The following is a 16,127-nucleotide window of genomic DNA, read 5'->3' as shown; positions in this document are numbered from 1 at the left end:
TGCGGGACGGTCAGCTGGGCAGCTTGAGCGCGATGGAGCGCTGCAGGAGCTCGGGGGCGGTCCAGGCGGAGCGGCTGCCGGCATAGGCGGTGCCGAAGTCCGCCGTGCCGAGCAGCATCTGCTTCTTGGTGCCGTTGGGGGCGGTGATTGGTGCGACGACTCCGGAGGGGGCCTTGATGGTGACGTCGTTGCCGATGCGGTAGGCCGTGACCTTGCCGTCGGCGAGGGCCTTGTCCCAGGCCGCGCGGCGCTGGAACTCGACACCGGTGTCCTTCATGGACTGGTTGACGATCGGAGCGCTCGGCGCGTAGAGGGCACGGTAGGTGTCGAGGACCTGGTTGAGCACCGGGTAGAGGGTCCGGTCCTCGGCCAGGTTGGACTGGTGGACGTAGTGCGGCCGCGGGTCGTTGGCCAGGACGTGCCGCAGGGCGGTGCGGGCCTCGGCCGGGACGATGTAGTCGAGGTAGCCGGTGGTGACGTCCAGCGGGGCGGGCAGGCAGGTGGACGTCGCCGGGTTGTCCTCGCAGACGCCGCTGCCGCCGTGGGCGCGGCTGGTGTAGATCCAGTTGTACTCGTCGGCCATCTCGGCGTTGGTGCCCGTGTTGTAGTACACGTTCATGGGGTGGCGGGGGACCGTGAGGGCGGAGCCGACCGGGCGCTGGTCGGGCTCGCGGGAGTTGTCGCTGCCGGCCCACTTCACGCCGTTGTCGGCGAGGGCGGCGGCCAGGTTGGGGTTGTCCACGGGCTGCTGGGGAGCGGTCTTGAGGCCGGAGTGCTCGCCGGTGACGAGTTCGGTCCTGTCGAGGACGATGCCCTTGGCGGCGGCCCAGTTGTTGTTGTCGCGGATCTGGGCGGAGATCTCGGCGCGGCTCATGTACTGGATCGCGCCCTGGGCGTCCGTGGTGCAGGTCCACGGCACGACGGCGGTGTTCTGGATGCAGCCGAGGAACGGGTGCGTGTAGGTGTGGTTCATCCAGCGGTACTTGGCCCGGTCGGCGACGAGCTGGGCGGTGAGTTCGTCGACGCCGCCGTTCTCGGCCTTCCACTCCTCGCCGGCCCCGCCGTTGAAGAGCATGTCCAGCTTGAAGTTCTTGGACGTCTGCCACTGCGCCGCGTACACCGCGTCCGCGGCGCTCATCCGGATGGTGCTCTCCTGGCCCTCGCCGCCCGCGCAGGCGTAGTCGCCCGGCGTGCAGTTCAGCTCCTTGTTCCAGCGGGCGTCGGGGGCGAACACGTCGTCGACGTGGACCGCGAAGTAGTTGCGGCTCTGGCCGAGGTGCACCCCTTGGGTCAGCCAGTCGACGATGCCGCGGGCCAGCAGCCGGAACTGCTGCTGGTACTGGTTGTAGCCGAAGGTGACGACCAGTTCGCTGCGTCCGTCGTGCGTGTACTCGCCGACCAGGGAGGCCCGGCCGGAGCCGACGGGCGCGTCGAGGTAGCTGGTGTAGCCGGGGCGCGGCTTGGCCATGTAGCCGTAGCTCTCGGGCACCAGGGCGGAGTTGTCCTCGAAGGTGACCTGCCCGCCGAGGTAGGCGAAGGGGCCGGCCTTGCCGGCCGCGGTGACGGCGGCCTGGGTGCCGTCGAGCTGGCCGCTGTAGCCTCCGTTGTCCGTGTACTCCAGCCCGACGCCCGGGTGGGCCCAGGTGTAGGCGTCGACCTGGCGGATCCCGTACGTCGTCTCGTACGCGGTGAGCGCGGCCATCTCGGCCGAGCCCTCGCCGAACGGGTTCTCGTTGGGCAGCACCACGCCCTGGTACTTGGCGCGCGGCCGGCCGTCGACGGTGTCGCTCAGGAACGCCGCGTTGATGACCGGACGGCCACTGCTGCCCAGCTGGACACGGGTGTAGGGCACTCCGGTGTCGCGGAGCTCCGCGGTGATCGCCTCGACCGAGCTGCCGCCGTCGTCGACGACGAGCACCTTGAGGTCGATCCGCGGTGCCGTGGCTGCCTGGGCGGCCGCGGCGGGTACTGCGACGGACACCAGGGCGGCCGCGGCCATGACGGCGGCCAGCCTGTTCATCCGATTCTTGTTGACCATGTCGGCCTTTCCCCCCGCAGGGCATCCCTCGACACGGCCCTTGGCGGTCGGCCGGGCCGGGGAGGCTCTGTGGAAATCATGCAAAGGGACCCCGCGTCCCCTTGCGAGAGTGGACCGAGTCTTTCGGACCTCGTCAGGTCTACGCGGCAAACCTGGAGCAGAGTCCACGGATGGGTGAACCTGGCGGCTGCTTGATCGAACAACTTGCCAAACCTTCGAGTGACGTACGGGCGAGCGCGTGCGCGTAGGCTCCCTGCAGGCGGCCGTCGGGCCCCGAATACGATCGCTACGGATGGCCGTCCACCCACTCGGCCCACACACACAAACGGAAGCGAGACTTCACCACCGTGACTGCTCTGACTCTCAGCACTGCCGGCGCGGCGACGCTGCGCGCCGACGCCCTCGTCGTCGGTGTCGCAAAGGGCCCCAAGGGCGCGATCGTCGCCGCGGGCGCCGAGGCCGTGGACAAGGCGTTCGACGGCAAGCTCGCCGGTGTCCTGGACGCGCTCGGCGCCTCGGGTGCCGAAGGCGAGGTCACCAAGCTGCCGGCCCCGGCGGGCCTCAAGGTCCCGGTCGTGCTGGCGGTGGGACTCGGCTCCGTCCCTGAGAAGGACGAGTCGTTCGACGAGGAGGTACTGCGCCGCGCCGCCGGTGCCGCCGCCCGCGCGCTGCACGGCAGCAAGAAGGCCGGCTTCGCCCTCCCGCTGGAGGACGCCTCCGCCGTCACCGCCGTCGCCGAGGGCGCGCTGCTGGGCGCGTACGCCTTCACCGCCTACCAGGGCGGCGAGAAGAAGGCCGGCAAGGAGAAGGACTCCGGTCCGAAGCAGCCGCTCGCCGAGGTGGCCCTGGTGGGCGCCAAGCCTCGCGACAAGGAGCACAAGGCCGCCGCCGAGCGCGCCGCGGTCGTCGCCGCCGAGGTCAACGTCGCCCGTGACCTGGTCAACACCCCGCCGAACGACCTGACCCCCGAGGCCTTCGCCGCGGTCGCCTCCGCGGCTGCGAAGGAGAACGGCGTCAAGGTCCAGGTGCTGGACGAGAAGGCCCTGGTCAAGGGTGGCTACGGCGGCATCATGGGCGTCGGCAAGGGCTCCGAGAACCCGCCGCGCCTGGTGAAGCTCAGCTACACGCACCCCAAGGCGGAGAAGACGCTGGCCTTCGTCGGCAAGGGCATCACCTACGACTCGGGCGGCATCTCCCTGAAGCCGGCCGGCCACAACGAGACGATGAAGTGCGACATGGCCGGCGCCGCCGCCGTCTTCGCTTCCGTCATCGCGGCCGCGAAGCTGGGCCTGCGGGTCAACGTCACCGGCTGGCTCGCGCTCGCCGAGAACATGCCGTCCGGTTCCGCCACCAAGCCCGGTGACGTGCTGCGCATGTACAGCGGCAAGACCGTCGAGGTCCTCAACACGGACGCCGAGGGCCGCCTCGTCCTCGGTGACGCGCTGACCAAGGCCTCCGAGGACGCTCCCGACGCCATCGTCGACGTCGCCACCCTGACCGGCGCGATGGTGCTGGCCCTCGGCGACCGCACCTTCGGGATCATGGCGAACGACGACGCCTTCCGCACCTCGATCCACGAGATCGCGGAGGAGGTCGGCGAGGCCTCCTGGCCGATGCCGCTCCCCGCCGAGCTGCGCAAGACCATGGACTCCCCCACCGCGGACATCGCGAACATGGGCGTCCGCATGGGCGGCGGCCTGATCGCCGGCCTCTTCCTGCAGGAGTTCGTCGGCGAGGGCATCACCTGGGCCCACCTCGACATCGCCGGCCCGGCCTTCCACGAGGGCGCGCCGCACGGCTACACCCCCAAGGGCGGCACCGGCTCGGCCGTGCGCACCCTGGTGCGGCTGGCCGAGCGCACGGCCACGGGCGACCTGGGCTGACCCGGTCGGTGTGACGCCTGACGCACCCCGGGGCCCGGCGGGCCCCGGGGTGCGTTCAGCCGACGACGAAATCCGTAGGTTCCTACGCCGCGGTAACCCTCACTTCGGAGAGAACGCCCTCTCACAACGTGGGCCCGGCGTCCCGCGTTCCCCCGACAAATGCGAAGATGGGTTCTCGGCAGGACAGGGCCCCCACCACAGGGCCGAAGAAACAGCGGCCGATTACCAGCCGCCGCCCGGTCACAGAGGACCGGTGCCCGGCGCACATGCATGGAGGACGTGACGTGGCGAACGACGCCAGCACCGTTTTCGACCTAGTGATCCTCGGCGGTGGCAGTGGCGGTTACGCCGCGGCGCTGCGCGCATCCCAGCTGGGTCTGGACGTTGCCCTGATCGAGAAGAACAAGCTCGGCGGCACCTGCCTGCACAACGGCTGCATCCCCACGAAGGCTCTGCTGCACGCGGGTGAGATCGCGGACCAGGCGCGCGAAGCCGCCCAGTTCGGCGTGAAGGCCACCTTCGAGGGCATCGACATCGCGGGGGTGCAGAAGTACAAGGACGAGGTCATCTCGGGTCTGTACAAGGGCCTGCAGGGCCTGGTCGCCTCCCGCAAGGTGACGTACATCGAGGGTGAGGGCCGCCTTTCCTCGCCGACCTCCGTCGACGTGAACGGCCAGCGCATCCAGGGCCGCCACATCCTGCTGGCGACCGGCTCCGTGCCGAAGTCCCTGCCGGGCCTGAACATCGACGGCAACCGCATCATCTCCTCGGACCACGCGCTCGTCCTGGACCGCGTGCCCGAGTCCGCGATCGTCCTGGGCGGCGGCGTCATCGGCGTCGAGTTCGCCTCGGCGTGGAAGTCCTTCGGGTCCGAGATCACCGTCATCGAGGGCCTGAAGCACCTCGTGCCGGTCGAGGACGAGAACAGCTCCAAGCTGCTGGAGCGCGCCTTCCGCAAGCGCGGCATCAAGTTCAACCTCGGCACCTTCTTCGACAAGGCCGAGTACACCGAGAACGGCGTCCGCGTGACGCTGGCCGACGGCAAGACCTTCGAGGCCGAGGTGCTGCTGGTCGCCGTCGGCCGCGGCCCGGTCTCGCAGGGCCTGGGCTACGAGGAGCAGGGCGTCGCGATGGACCGCGGCTACGTCCTGGTCGACGAGTACATGCAGACCAACGTGCCGACGATCTCGGCCGTGGGCGACCTCGTCCCGACCCTCCAGCTCGCGCACGTCGGCTTCGCCGAGGGCATCCTGGTCGCGGAGCGTCTGGCCGGTCTCAAGACCGTCCCGATCGACTACGACGGTGTCCCGCGCGTCACCTACTGCCACCCCGAGGTCGCTTCCGTCGGCATCACCGAGGCCAAGGCCAAGGAGATCTACGGCGCGGACAAGGTCGTGGCCCTCAAGTACAACCTGGCGGGCAACGGCAAGAGCAAGATCCTGAAGACCGCGGGCGAGATCAAGCTCGTCCAGGTCAAGGACGGTGCCGTGGTCGGCGTCCACATGGTCGGTGACCGGATGGGCGAGCAGGTCGGCGAGGCCCAGCTGATCTACAACTGGGAAGCCCTGCCGGCCGAGGTCGCGCAGCTCATCCACGCGCACCCGACCCAGAACGAGGCGCTCGGCGAGGCCCACCTGGCCCTGGCCGGCAAGCCGCTTCACTCGCACGACTAGTTCGTCCCGGGCGCGACGACCACTTCCGCACTTTCGTAAGGAGCAACAGAAACCATGTCGGTTTCCGTAACCCTTCCGGCGCTCGGCGAGAGCGTCACTGAGGGCACTGTCACCCGCTGGCTGAAGGCCGAGGGCGAGCGCGTCGAGGCCGACGAGCCGCTGCTCGAGGTCTCGACCGACAAGGTCGACACCGAGATCCCGTCGCCCGTCGCCGGCATCCTGGCCTCCATCAAGGTCGCCGAGGACGAGACCGTCGAGGTCGGCGCCGAGCTGGCCGTCATCGACGACGGTTCCGGCGCCTCGGCGGCCGCCCCGGCTGCCGAGCCGGCCGCCGCCGAGGCCCCCGCGGCCGCTCCGGCCCCCGCTGCCGAGGCCCCCGCGGCCCCGGCTCCGGCCGCCGAGGCCCCCGCTGCCGAAGCCCCTGCCGCCTCCGGCACCGATGTCGTGCTGCCCGCCCTGGGCGAGTCCGTCACCGAGGGCACCGTCACCCGCTGGCTGAAGGCCGTCGGCGAGTCGGTCGAGGCCGACGAGCCGCTGCTGGAGGTGTCCACGGACAAGGTCGACACCGAGATCCCCGCGCCGGTCTCCGGCACCCTGCTGGAGATCCTGGTCGGCGAGGACGAGACCGCCGAGGTCGGCGCGCGTCTGGCCGTCATCGGCGTCGCCGGTGCCGCCCCGGCCGCTCCGGCTCCGGCCGCAGCCCCGGCCCCCGCCGCCGAGGCCCCCGCGGCCCCGGCCGCCGCTCCGGCCCCGGCTGCCGCTCCGGCTCCGGCTGCCGCTCCGGCTCCGGTCCAGCCCGCCCCGGCCGCCGCTCCGGCTCCGGTCCAGCCCGCCGCCCCGGTGGCCGCCCCGGCTCCGGTGACCCCGGCTCCGGCCGCTGCCCCGGCGTCCGCCGGCGACGAGGGCGCGTACGTGACCCCGCTGGTGCGCAAGCTCGCCTCGGAGTCCGGCGTGGACCTGTCCGCCGTCTCGGGCACGGGTGTCGGCGGACGCATCCGCAAGCAGGACGTCCTGGCCGCCGCCGAGGCCGCCAAGGCCGCTGCCGCCGCGCCGGCCCCGGCCGCCGCTCCGGCCGCCAAGGCCCCGGCCGCCGCGGTCTCCGAGCTGCGCGGTCAGACCGTCAAGATGACCCGCATGCGCAAGGTCATCGGCGACAACATGATGAAGGCCCTGCACTCGCAGGCTCAGCTCAGCTCCGTGGTCGAGGTGGACATCACCAAGATCATGAAGCTGCGCGAGAAGGCCAAGGCCGGCTTCCTCGCCCGCGAGGGCGTCAAGCTGTCCCCGATGCCGTTCTTCGTCAAGGCCGCCGCCCAGGCGCTGAAGGCCCACGCGGTCGTCAACGCCCGGATCAACGAGGACGAAGGCACCATCACCTACTTCGACTCGGAGAACATCGGCATCGCCGTGGACTCCGAGAAGGGCCTGATGACCCCGGTCATCAAGGGTGCGGGCGACCTCAACCTGGCCGGCATCTCCAAGGCGACCGCCGACCTGGCCGCCAAGGTCCGCGGCAACAAGATCACGCCGGACGAGCTGTCGGGCGCGACCTTCACCATCAGCAACACCGGTTCGCGCGGTGCGCTGTTCGACACGGTCATCGTGCCGCCGAACCAGGTCGCCATCCTGGGCATCGGTGCCACGGTCAAGCGCCCGGTGGTCATCGAGACCGCCGAGGGCACCAACATCGGCATCCGCGACATGACGTACCTGACCCTGTCCTACGACCACCGTCTGGTGGACGGCGCGGACGCGGCCCGGTACCTCACCGCGGTCAAGGCGATCCTCGAGGCCGGCGAGTTCGAGGTCGAGCTCGGCCTCTGAGCCGAACGGCTTGTAACCAGCCTCACTGTCGGCGCCCCCGTCCGGGATACTCCCGGGCGGGGGCGCCGCCGTATTGTCTACCCATCAGGCCCCGCAACGACCCTGCTCACCCATCAGGAGATGAAGCCCCGATGATCACCCCACCCGTCGTGCACTCGCTGCGCGAGCAGATCCGCGAGCACATCGTGGAGGGGATCGTCAGCGGGCGCTGGAAGCCCGGTGAGCGGATCGTGGAACGGCGCATCGCCGTGGAGCTGGAGGTCAGCCAGACCCCCGTGCGGGAGGCCCTGCGCGAGCTGGAGACGCTCCGGCTGATCGAGTCCGCGCCGAACAAGGGCGTGCGCGTACGGAACCTCTCCGCCGCCGACCTGGAGGAGATCTACCCGGTCCGGGCCGGTCTGGAGCAGATCGCGGCCGAGCTGGCGGCCCCGCGACTGGCAGCGGACTGCTCGGCGCTGGAGCCGCACGTCGCGGCCCTGTGGGAGGCCGACCGCAGTTCGGACGGCACGGCGCAGGTGCGGCACACGGTGGGCTTCCACCGGGAGATGGTGCGGGCCGCCGGGAACAGCGTGCTGCTGCACACCTGGGAGAGCCTGGGCATCGAGGTGTTCACGGCGCTGTCCATCCGCTGGCTCGGGACCGTCCAGAAGTCCTACGCGGAGGAGCACGAGGCGCTCGTCGAGGCCTTCCGCAGCCGGGATCCGGACATCGGTGTCCTGGTGAAGCGGCACGTCCTGGGCTGCGCGCCGAGGGCCTGAGCGACCGTTTCGCCCCTGTTTGACCGGCACCGCGTGCCCGTTTTCCTGGCACGCGGTGCCGACTTTTCCCCGGATCGACGTTTCTTTGTCACTTTTATTTGATCGATCATCGATCAGGGATTTACAGTCGTCGCGGACCTCAACCAGGTCCATCGACCCTGTCCTGCCCCGTCAGGGATTTTCTTCACCACCTCTCCTTTGTCCGGAAGGCGGCGCACAGCGATGTCCGACCCCGTAGGAAAGCTTCCGAGCGAGCTCGACCAGCTCCCGGACCGCGACACCGAGGAGACCGCCGAATGGGCGGCCTCCCTCGACGCCGTCGCCAAGGCCGCCGGTACGCGCCGCGCCGAATACCTGCTCCGCCGCACGCTCCAGCACGCCGAGGCCGCCGGCCTCGCCCTGCCGAAGCTGCTGGAGACGGACTACGTCAACACCATCCCCACCTCCGCCGAGCCCGAATTCCCGGGCGACGAGGAGATGGAAGCCCGGATCACCGCCTGGAACCGCTGGAACGCGGCCGCCATGGTGACGCGCGGTTCGAAGTACGGCGTCGGCGGCCACATCGCCACCTTCGCCTCCGCCGCGTGGCTGTACGAGACCGGCTTCCAGCACTTCTTCCGCGGCAAGGAGGCGGACGGGTCGGGCGACCAGCTCTACATCCAGGGCCACGCCTCCCCCGGCATCTACGCCCGCGCCTTCCTCGACGGGCGCATCTCCGAGCAGCAGCTCGACAACTTCCGCCAGGAGTCCGGCGGCGACGGCCTGCCGTCCTACCCGCACCCGCGGCGCCTGCCGTGGCTGTGGGAGTTCCCCACGGTCTCCATGGGCCTCGGCCCGCTCTCCGCGATCTACCAGGCGCGCTTCAACCGCTACCTGCAGAACCGGAACATCAAGGACACCGCCAACTCGCACGTCTGGGCCTTCCTCGGCGACGGCGAGATGGACGAGCCCGAGTCGACCGCCGCCCTGGCCCTGGCCTCCCGCGAGCGGCTCGACAACCTGACCTTCGTCATCAACTGCAACCTGCAGCGCCTCGACGGTCCGGTCCGCGCCAACTTCCGCGTGGTCCAGGAGCTGGAGGCCCAGTTCCGCGGCGCCGGCTGGAACGTCATCAAGACCCTGTGGGGCTCCGCCTGGGACGAGCTGTTCCAGCTCGACACCACGGGCGCCCTGGTACGCCGCCTGCGCGAGGTACCCGACGCGCAGTTCCAGACGTACGCGACCCGCGACGTGGCCTACATCCGCCAGCACTTCTTCGGCGCCAACGCCGAGCTCACCGCCCTGGGCGGCCTGCTCTCCGACGCGAAGATCTCCGAGTGCTTCCACACCTCGCGCGGCGGCCACGAGCCCCGCAAGGTCTACGCCGCGTACAAGGCCGCCCTGGAGCACAAGGGCGCGCCGACGGTCATCCTGGCGCAGACGGTCAAGGGCTACACGCTGGGTGCCGGGTTCGAGTCGAAGAACGCGAACCACCAGATGAAGAAGCTGACGATCGACGAGTTCAAGGGCATGCGCGACCTGCTCGGACTCCCGATCCCGGACAGCGCCTTCGCCGACGGCACGGTCCCGTACGGCCACCCGGGTGCGGACAGCCCCGAGGTGCGCTACCTCAACGAGCGGCGCGCGGCCCTCGGCGGTCCGGCTCCGGCCCGCAAGGTCCACCCGGTGGCCCTGCCCGCCCCGGCGGACCGCTCCTTCGCCCCGCTCCTCAAGGGGTCCGGCAAGCAGGAGATGGCCACCACCATGGCCTTCGTCCGCCTCGTCAAGGACCTGATGCGGGACAAGGAGACCGGCAAGCGCTGGGTGCCGATCGTCCCCGACGAGGCCCGCACCTTCGGTATGGAGTCCCTCTTCCCGTCGGCCGGCATCTACTCCCCGCTGGGCCAGACCTACGAGCCGGTCGACCGCGACCAGCTGATGTACTACAAGGAAGCCAAGGACGGCCAGATCCTCAACGAGGGGATCACCGAGGCCGGCGCCATGGCCGACTTCATCGCCGCCTGCACGTCGTACGCGACGCACGGCGAGCCGATGATCCCCTTCTACATCTTCTACTCGATGTTCGGCTGGCAGCGCACCGCCGACCAGATGTGGCAGCTCGCCGACCAGCTCGGCAAGGGCTTCATCGTCGGCGCCACCGCCGGCCGCACCACGCTGACCGGTGAGGGCCTCCAGCACGCGGACGGCCACTCGCACCTGATCGCGTCCACGAACCCGGCGTCGCTCAACTACGACCCGGCCTTCGCGTACGAGATCGCGGTGATCGTCAAGGACGGCCTGCGCCGCATGTACGGCGAGCCGACGCCCGGCGAGGACTCCAACGTCTTCTACTACCTCACGGTCTATAACGAGCCGAAGGTGCAGCCGGCCATGCCGGAGGGCGTGGAAGAGGGCATCATCAAGGGCCTCTACCGCTTCAACCAGGCCTCCGACCTGGAGGGCGCGCCGGCCGCCGATGCCCCGAAGATCCAGCTCATGGCCTCGGGCACGGCAATCCACTGGATCCTGGAGGCGCAGAAGCTGCTCGCCGCCGACTGGAACGTGGCCGCCGACGTCTGGTCCGCCACCTCCTGGGGCGAGCTGCGCCGCGACGCGCTGGAGTGCGACGAGGCGCTGCTGCGCGGCGAGGTGCGCACCCCGTACGTCACCCGCGCGCTGGAAGGTGCAGCCGGCCCGGTCCTCGCGGTCTCCGACTGGATGCGCCAGGTCCCGGACCAGATCAGCCAGTGGGTGGAGCAGGACTACACCTCCCTGGGCACGGACGGCTTCGGGCTGTCCGACACCCGTGAGGGCGCCCGCCGCCACTTCGGTGTCGACGCCCCGTCGATCGTGGTGGCCGCGCTGGCCCAGCTCGCCCGCCGTGGCGAGGTACCGGCGTCCGCCGTCAAGGAGGCCCGGGAGCGCTACGGCCTCTGAGCCGTGTGAATCCGGACGAGAAGGGCCGGTGCCCGCCCCGCAGGGGGCGGGCACCGGCCTTTCGCCGTACGAGCGGTGGCGGCGCCGGGGCGCAGCCGTGATGCTGGAGCCGTGATGGACGAGACGGAGTTCTGGGAGATCGTCGACCGTACCCGTGAGGCCGCCGACGGCGACCCCGAGGAGCATGCCGAGCTGCTCGTGGAGCGGCTGGCACAGCTCGATCCGGATTCCGTCCTGGACTTCGCCCGGCACTTCGAGTCCCGGTACAACCGGGCGTACACGTGGGACCTGTGGGGCGCGGCCTGGGTGCTGCTCGACGGGGCGAGCGACGACGCCTTCGACTACTTCCGCTGCTGGCTGATCGGCCAGGGGCGGGAGGTCTTCGAGGGCGGGGTGCACGATCCGGACCACCTGGCGGAGCTGCTCGGCGACTTCGACGAGGAGATCGACGGGGACGGCGAGGAGCTCGGGTACGCGGCCGACGAGGCGTACGAGCAGTTGACCGGGGCGGTGGCTCCGGACCTGGGCATCGCGTTGCAGGCGGCGGAGCCGGAGGGCGCCCCGCTGGACTTCGAGAACGAAGCCGTGCTCGCGGAGCGCTTCCCCCGGCTCTGGGACCGGTTCAGAGGCTGACGCCCCGGTTCAGCAGTGTGTGCCGCCGTCGATGCGGATCTCGGTTCCGGTGATGAAGGCGCCGTCCTCGGATCCCAGCATGGCGACCACCCCGGCGACGGTCTCGGGGCCGGCGAAGCCCTGGCCGATGGCCGGGGCCAGCTTGGCGAAGAGGGACCAGTCGGTGTCCTCGGGCAGGCCGGGGCCGCTGCCGGTGGTCATGCCGCTCTCGATGGATCCGGGCGCGACGCTGACGAAGCGCAGGCCCTGCTTGCTGTACTCGGCGGCGAGCGCGTGCGTCATGGACTGGATGCCGCCCTTGCTGGCCGCGTAGGCGGACATGTAGGGGTGGGCGAAGGACGCCGAGGTGGAGCTGAAGTTCACGACGACCGGCCGGTCGGCGGCCAGCAGGGCCGGCAGGGACTCCCGGATCATCAGGAAGGTGCCGGTCAGGTTGACCGCGATCACCTGGTTCCACAGGTCGAGCGTGGTGCGGTGGGTGTGCGCGGAGCGCAGGATGCCCGCCGCGTTGACGAGTACGTCGATCCCGCCGAGGGTGCCGGTCGCGGTGGCGACACCTTCCTTGACGGCGTTCTCGTCGGATATGTCGAGGAGCGCGGTGGTGAGTCGGTCCCCGTGGCCCGCGGCGGCGGCTTGTTCGGCGGTGGCCTCCAGTCCGGCCCCGCTGACGTCCACTGCGTGGACCCGGCCACCCTCGGCGAGGAGGCGGTGGACGGTGGCGCGGCCGATGCCGGAGCCGCCGCCGGTGATGAGGACGCGACGTCCTTCGTAACGGTTCATGGCGTGAGCGTACCGAAGGAGTGGCACATTTTGTCATAGTGGCAGGAAATGCCTTACGACAGGAGGCGAACGGTAGGCTGCACCTCGTGAGATCCCCTCGTCCGTACGCCCCCCAGGCCGGCCCCGGCGCGCTGTCGCTGACCGAGCGCCGCAAGGCCGCCACGCAGCTCGACATCGCCCGCGCCGCCTGCGAACTGTTCGCCGCACACGGCCCCGACGGCACCACCGCCGAGGACATCGCCCACCGGGCCGGCGTGGCCCTGCGCACCTTCTACCGCTACTTCCGCAACAAGCAGGAGGCCGTGGCCCCGCTCCTGGCGGGCGGCGGCGACGCCTGGCGCGCACTGCTCGCGGAGGAGGACCCGGGCACACCCCTCGCCGAGGCCCTGGAGCGCGCCGTCACGCGCTCGCTGAGCGGCCCGCAGGCGGTCGGGGAGGGCCTGGAGGTAACCCGCGGCCTGCTGCGCGCGGCGGCGGACGACGAGGCGCTGCGCGCGGTCTGGTACCGCGTGAACCAGGATTCCGAGGAACGCCTGGTACCGGTGATCGGCAGGCTGGCGGGGCCGGACGCCGAGCTGCGGGAGGTACGGCTGTTGGCGGCTGCGGCCACGGACGCGATCCGGGTTGCGTTGGAACTGTGGTCGGCGACGGACGCCCCGGTCTCGGGGCCCGGTTCCCCGGCTGAGCTCGCGGTCCTGTGCCTGCGCGACCTGACCGGGGCGATGCCCCTGCTGCGCTGAGCCGGCGCAGCAGGGGCATCGCCCGGGTCCCGCAGCCTCTGCGGTCCGATCGGCCTCAGCGGCCGCCGCCCCAATTCCCGCCGCCGTCACCGCCACGGCCACCGCCCCAGTCCCCGCCGCCGTCACCGCCACGGCCACCGCCCCAGTCGTTCCCGTGGCCGTTGCCGCCGCGACCGTTGCCCCAGTCCCCGCCGCCGTCGCCGCCGCGACCGTTGCCCCAGTCCCCGCCGCCGTCGCCACCGCGGCCATTGCCCCAGTCGTTCCAGTGGCCGTTGCCGCCGCGGCCGGAGTTGTTCCAGTTCGCGTCGTCGTGCCAGTTGTTGTGGCGCCAGTCGGAGTCGCGCCAGTTGCTGTCGCGCCAGTAGCCGCGGTCCCCACCGACGCCGGCGTTGTCCCAGCACCAGCTGGGCCGGTCACGCCAGTCGCGGTTGCAGCAGTAGTCCCACCGGGCGTCGGAGCGGTGCGAGGGGTACCGGTAGCAGTCGTAGCCGCCGTTTCCGCCGCCGCCGCTGCCTGCGACGACCGAGGCCGAAGCGCTGGCCACGGGAAGCAGACCTATGGCGATTCCTGCGGCTCCGGCCATGCCTGCCGCAACGATCCTACGGCGCATTCTCATGCACCTCCGAACATGTCTCGCTTATCCGGCCTTTAGGTCATTTCCACCCTCACTCCGCCCGGCCGACCTGTCAAAGCGGAAAGGCCCCCCGCCTCGCTCCGTGGAGCGTGGCGGGGGGCCTCCCATCAGGCATTTCTAGATGTCGAAGTACAGCTCGAACTCGTGCGGGTGCGGACGCTGCGCGATCGGGGCGATCTCGTGCGTGCGCTTGTAGTCGATCCAGGTCTCGATCAGGTCGGGGGTGAAGACACCGCCGGCCAGGAGGTACTCGTGGTCCTCCTCCAGGGCCTTGAGGACGTCCTCAAGGCTGGTCGGGACCTGCGGGACGTTCGCGTGCTCGTCCGGGGAGAGCTCGTAGAGGTCCTTGTCGATCGGCTCCATCGGCTCGATCTTGTTCTTGATGCCGTCGAGGCCGGCGAGGAGCAGGGCCGAGAAGGCCAGGTACGGGTTCGAGGACGGGTCCGGCGCGCGGAACTCGACGCGCTTGGCCTTCGGGTTCGAGCCCGTGATCGGGATGCGCATGGCGGCGGAGCGGTTGCGCTGCGAGTACACCATGTTGACCGGCGCCTCGAAGCCCGGCACCAGGCGGTGGTAGGAGTTCACCGTCGGGTTGGTGAAGGCGAGCAGCGACGGGGCGTGCTTGAGGATGCCGCCGATGTAGTAGCGGGCGGTGTCCGACAGGCCCGCGTAGCCGGCCTCGTCGTAGAACAGCGGCTCGCCGCCGGCCCACAGCGACTGGTGGACGTGCATGCCCGAGCCGTTGTCGCCGAAGATCGGCTTCGGCATGAAGGTCGCGGTCTTGCCGTTCTTCCAGGCGACGTTCTTCACGATGTACTTGAAGAGCATCAGGTCGTCGGCTGCGGCCAGCAGGGTATTGAACTTGTAGTTGATCTCGGCCTGGCCGCCGGTGCCGACCTCGTGGTGCTGGCGCTCGACCTGGAGGCCCTGGGCGTCCAGCTCCAGGGAGATCTCGGCGCGCAGGTCCGCGAAGTGGTCGACCGGGGCGACCGGGAAATAGCCGCCCTTGTAGCGGACCTTGTAGCCGCGGTTGTTCTCCTCGGAGCCGGTGTTCCAGGCGCCGGCCTCGGAGTCGATGTGGTAGAAGCCCTCGTTCGCGGTGGTCGCGAAGCGCACGCTGTCGAAGATGTAGAACTCGGCCTCGGGACCGAAGAACGCAGTGTCGGCGATGCCGGTGGAGGCGAGGTACGCCTCGGCCTTCTTCGCGATGTTGCGCGGGTCGCGGCTGTAGGCCTCACCCGTGATCGGGTCGTGGATGAAGAAGTTGATGTTCAGCGTCTTGTCGCGACGGAAGGGGTCCAGGCGCGCGGTGGTGATGTCGGCGCGCAGGGCCATGTCGGACTCGTGGATCGCCTGGAAGCCGCGGATCGAGGATCCGTCGAAGGCGAGCTCCTCCGCCGGGTCGAATGCCCGCGCCGGGATCGTGAAGTGCTGCATCACACCAGGCAGGTCGCAGAAGCGGACGTCGACGAACTTGACGTCGTTCTCCTCGATGTACTGCTTGACTTCGTCGGCGTTCTGGAACATCCAACTCCTCCTACTCCCGACCCGGGGGAGGGACGGGTTTTATAGCTCGTGGCGCGTCAGTGCGGTGCCGCACGCTGACCCGACCATAAGCAGACGGGATTTCCCAAGCATGACCCATTTGTTTCGCACAAGTTAACCAGGGTCCGGCCGGAGTGCCGTGAGGCGCCACCGGTACCGTGGTCGGGTGGACAACAGACAGGCAATCGGATCCTGGCTCTCCGGCCCCAAGACGGCCGCCGAGGAGATGGGCGTCGACTTCGGCTATCCGGGCCAGCGGCTCGGCCTGCCACAGCAGGGCCCCGGCTCGGTGGCACGCTTCGGGCGCCGGTTGGCTGCCGTGTCCCTCGACTGGATCGGCTGCCAGCTCATCGCGTACGGGCTGATCACCGGCGGGAATCTGGGCGCCGCGGGCAACTGGACCCTCGGGCTCTTCGTGGCCCTGGCCGTCCTGACGGTCGGCACCGTGGGCTCCACGCCCGGCAAGCGGCTTCTGGGCCTGCGCGTCGTCGCGGAGGACGGCACCCGCCTCGGCATCGGCCGGGTGGTCGTGCGCACGCTGCTGCTGGCCCTGGTCATCCCGGCGCTGATCTGGGACCGGGACGGCCGCGGCCTCCACGACCGCCTCGCGCGCGCCGTCCAGGTCCGCATCTAGACGGGCAGCAGGCCGGCAGGCACAGCGACGACCGACACAGGGGTGCCCCCGAGCGGCCCGGCTCGGGGG

The 16,127-nt window shown here is 70.4% G+C and carries 12 protein-coding genes; 8 read left to right on the top strand and 4 right to left on the bottom strand.

Annotation, left to right across the window (positions count from 1 at the left end):
• Nucleotides 1–10: 10 nt before the first annotated feature.
• Entirely contained in the window at nucleotides 11–2,038 is a 2,028-nt protein-coding gene (locus tag ACFW2G_RS28365) for a hypothetical protein (RefSeq protein ID WP_384581189.1), read from the bottom strand.
• 347 nt (nucleotides 2,039–2,385) lie between these two features.
• On the opposite strand from ACFW2G_RS28365, the gene ACFW2G_RS28360 reads away from it, so the two are divergent.
• The 6 genes from ACFW2G_RS28360 to ACFW2G_RS28335 all read left to right on the top strand — a co-directional run bounded on the left by ACFW2G_RS28360 (nucleotide 2,386) and on the right by ACFW2G_RS28335 (nucleotide 11,725).
• Nucleotides 2,386–3,921 (top strand): leucyl aminopeptidase, encoded by a 1,536-nt coding sequence (locus ACFW2G_RS28360; RefSeq protein WP_037927099.1) that lies wholly within the window; start codon nucleotides 2,386–2,388, stop codon nucleotides 3,919–3,921.
• A 284-nt stretch (nucleotides 3,922–4,205) separates the two neighbouring features.
• Nucleotides 4,206–5,594, top strand: a complete 1,389-nt coding sequence (gene lpdA, locus ACFW2G_RS28355) for a dihydrolipoyl dehydrogenase (RefSeq protein ID WP_037927102.1) — start codon at nucleotides 4,206–4,208, stop codon at nucleotides 5,592–5,594.
• Nucleotides 5,595–5,648: 54 nt separating this feature from the next.
• Nucleotides 5,649–7,418 (top strand): 2-oxoglutarate dehydrogenase, E2 component, dihydrolipoamide succinyltransferase, encoded by a 1,770-nt coding sequence (gene sucB, locus ACFW2G_RS28350; RefSeq protein ID WP_384581191.1) that lies wholly within the window; start codon nucleotides 5,649–5,651, stop codon nucleotides 7,416–7,418.
• Between the two features lie 134 nt (nucleotides 7,419–7,552).
• Nucleotides 7,553–8,176 (top strand): GntR family transcriptional regulator, encoded by a 624-nt coding sequence (locus tag ACFW2G_RS28345; protein WP_030654838.1) that lies wholly within the window; start codon nucleotides 7,553–7,555, stop codon nucleotides 8,174–8,176.
• Between the two features lie 222 nt (nucleotides 8,177–8,398).
• Nucleotides 8,399–11,092: a pyruvate dehydrogenase (acetyl-transferring), homodimeric type gene (gene aceE, locus ACFW2G_RS28340; protein WP_384454659.1), complete on the top strand. Its 2,694-nt coding sequence runs from the start codon at nucleotides 8,399–8,401 to the stop codon at nucleotides 11,090–11,092.
• A 114-nt stretch (nucleotides 11,093–11,206) separates the two neighbouring features.
• Nucleotides 11,207–11,725, top strand: a complete 519-nt coding sequence (locus tag ACFW2G_RS28335; protein ID WP_037927107.1) for a DUF4240 domain-containing protein — start codon at nucleotides 11,207–11,209, stop codon at nucleotides 11,723–11,725.
• Between the two features lie 9 nt (nucleotides 11,726–11,734).
• Here ACFW2G_RS28335 and ACFW2G_RS28330 read toward each other — a convergent pair whose 3' ends face one another.
• Entirely contained in the window at nucleotides 11,735–12,505 is a 771-nt protein-coding gene (locus tag ACFW2G_RS28330) for an SDR family NAD(P)-dependent oxidoreductase (RefSeq protein WP_037927110.1), read from the bottom strand.
• Nucleotides 12,506–12,591: 86 nt separating this feature from the next.
• Between ACFW2G_RS28330 and ACFW2G_RS28325 the strand changes: the two genes are divergently transcribed.
• Nucleotides 12,592–13,245 (top strand): TetR family transcriptional regulator, encoded by a 654-nt coding sequence (locus tag ACFW2G_RS28325; protein WP_052031208.1) that lies wholly within the window; start codon nucleotides 12,592–12,594, stop codon nucleotides 13,243–13,245.
• 55 nt (nucleotides 13,246–13,300) lie between these two features.
• On the opposite strand, the gene ACFW2G_RS28320 is transcribed toward ACFW2G_RS28325, so the two are convergent.
• Nucleotides 13,301–13,789 (bottom strand): hypothetical protein, encoded by a 489-nt coding sequence (locus ACFW2G_RS28320; RefSeq protein ID WP_384585615.1) that lies wholly within the window; start codon nucleotides 13,787–13,789, stop codon nucleotides 13,301–13,303.
• Nucleotides 13,790–13,996: 207 nt separating this feature from the next.
• Nucleotides 13,997–15,406, bottom strand: coding sequence for a type I glutamate--ammonia ligase (gene glnA / locus ACFW2G_RS28315; RefSeq protein ID WP_037927113.1), 1,410 nt, complete (start codon nucleotides 15,404–15,406; stop codon nucleotides 13,997–13,999).
• A 184-nt stretch (nucleotides 15,407–15,590) separates the two neighbouring features.
• Here glnA and ACFW2G_RS28310 point away from each other — a divergent pair, with 184 nt between their 5' ends.
• Nucleotides 15,591–16,058, top strand: coding sequence for an RDD family protein (locus ACFW2G_RS28310; protein ID WP_037927116.1), 468 nt, complete (start codon nucleotides 15,591–15,593; stop codon nucleotides 16,056–16,058).
• Nucleotides 16,059–16,127 lie beyond the last annotated feature (69 nt).

It is taken from the genome of Streptomyces sp. NPDC058880 (genome assembly GCF_042742535.1).
Lineage (GTDB): Bacteria > Actinomycetota > Actinomycetes > Streptomycetales > Streptomycetaceae > Streptomyces.
The sequence above is the reverse complement of the archived record's forward strand: the minus strand, read 5'-3'. Positions and strand labels throughout refer to the sequence as shown.

Coding starts and splice junctions, on each gene's coding strand:
- glnA (WP_037927113.1), bottom strand. CDS start 15,406: ATGTTCCAGAACGCCGACGAAGTCAAGCAGTACATCGAGGAGAACGAC.
- sucB (WP_384581191.1), top strand. CDS start 5,649: ATGTCGGTTTCCGTAACCCTTCCGGCGCTCGGCGAGAGCGTCACTGAG.
- ACFW2G_RS28365 (WP_384581189.1), bottom strand. CDS start 2,038: ATGGTCAACAAGAATCGGATGAACAGGCTGGCCGCCGTCATGGCCGCG.
- ACFW2G_RS28335 (WP_037927107.1), top strand. CDS start 11,207: ATGGACGAGACGGAGTTCTGGGAGATCGTCGACCGTACCCGTGAGGCC.
- aceE (WP_384454659.1), top strand. CDS start 8,399: ATGTCCGACCCCGTAGGAAAGCTTCCGAGCGAGCTCGACCAGCTCCCG.
- ACFW2G_RS28330 (WP_037927110.1), bottom strand. CDS start 12,505: ATGAACCGTTACGAAGGACGTCGCGTCCTCATCACCGGCGGCGGCTCC.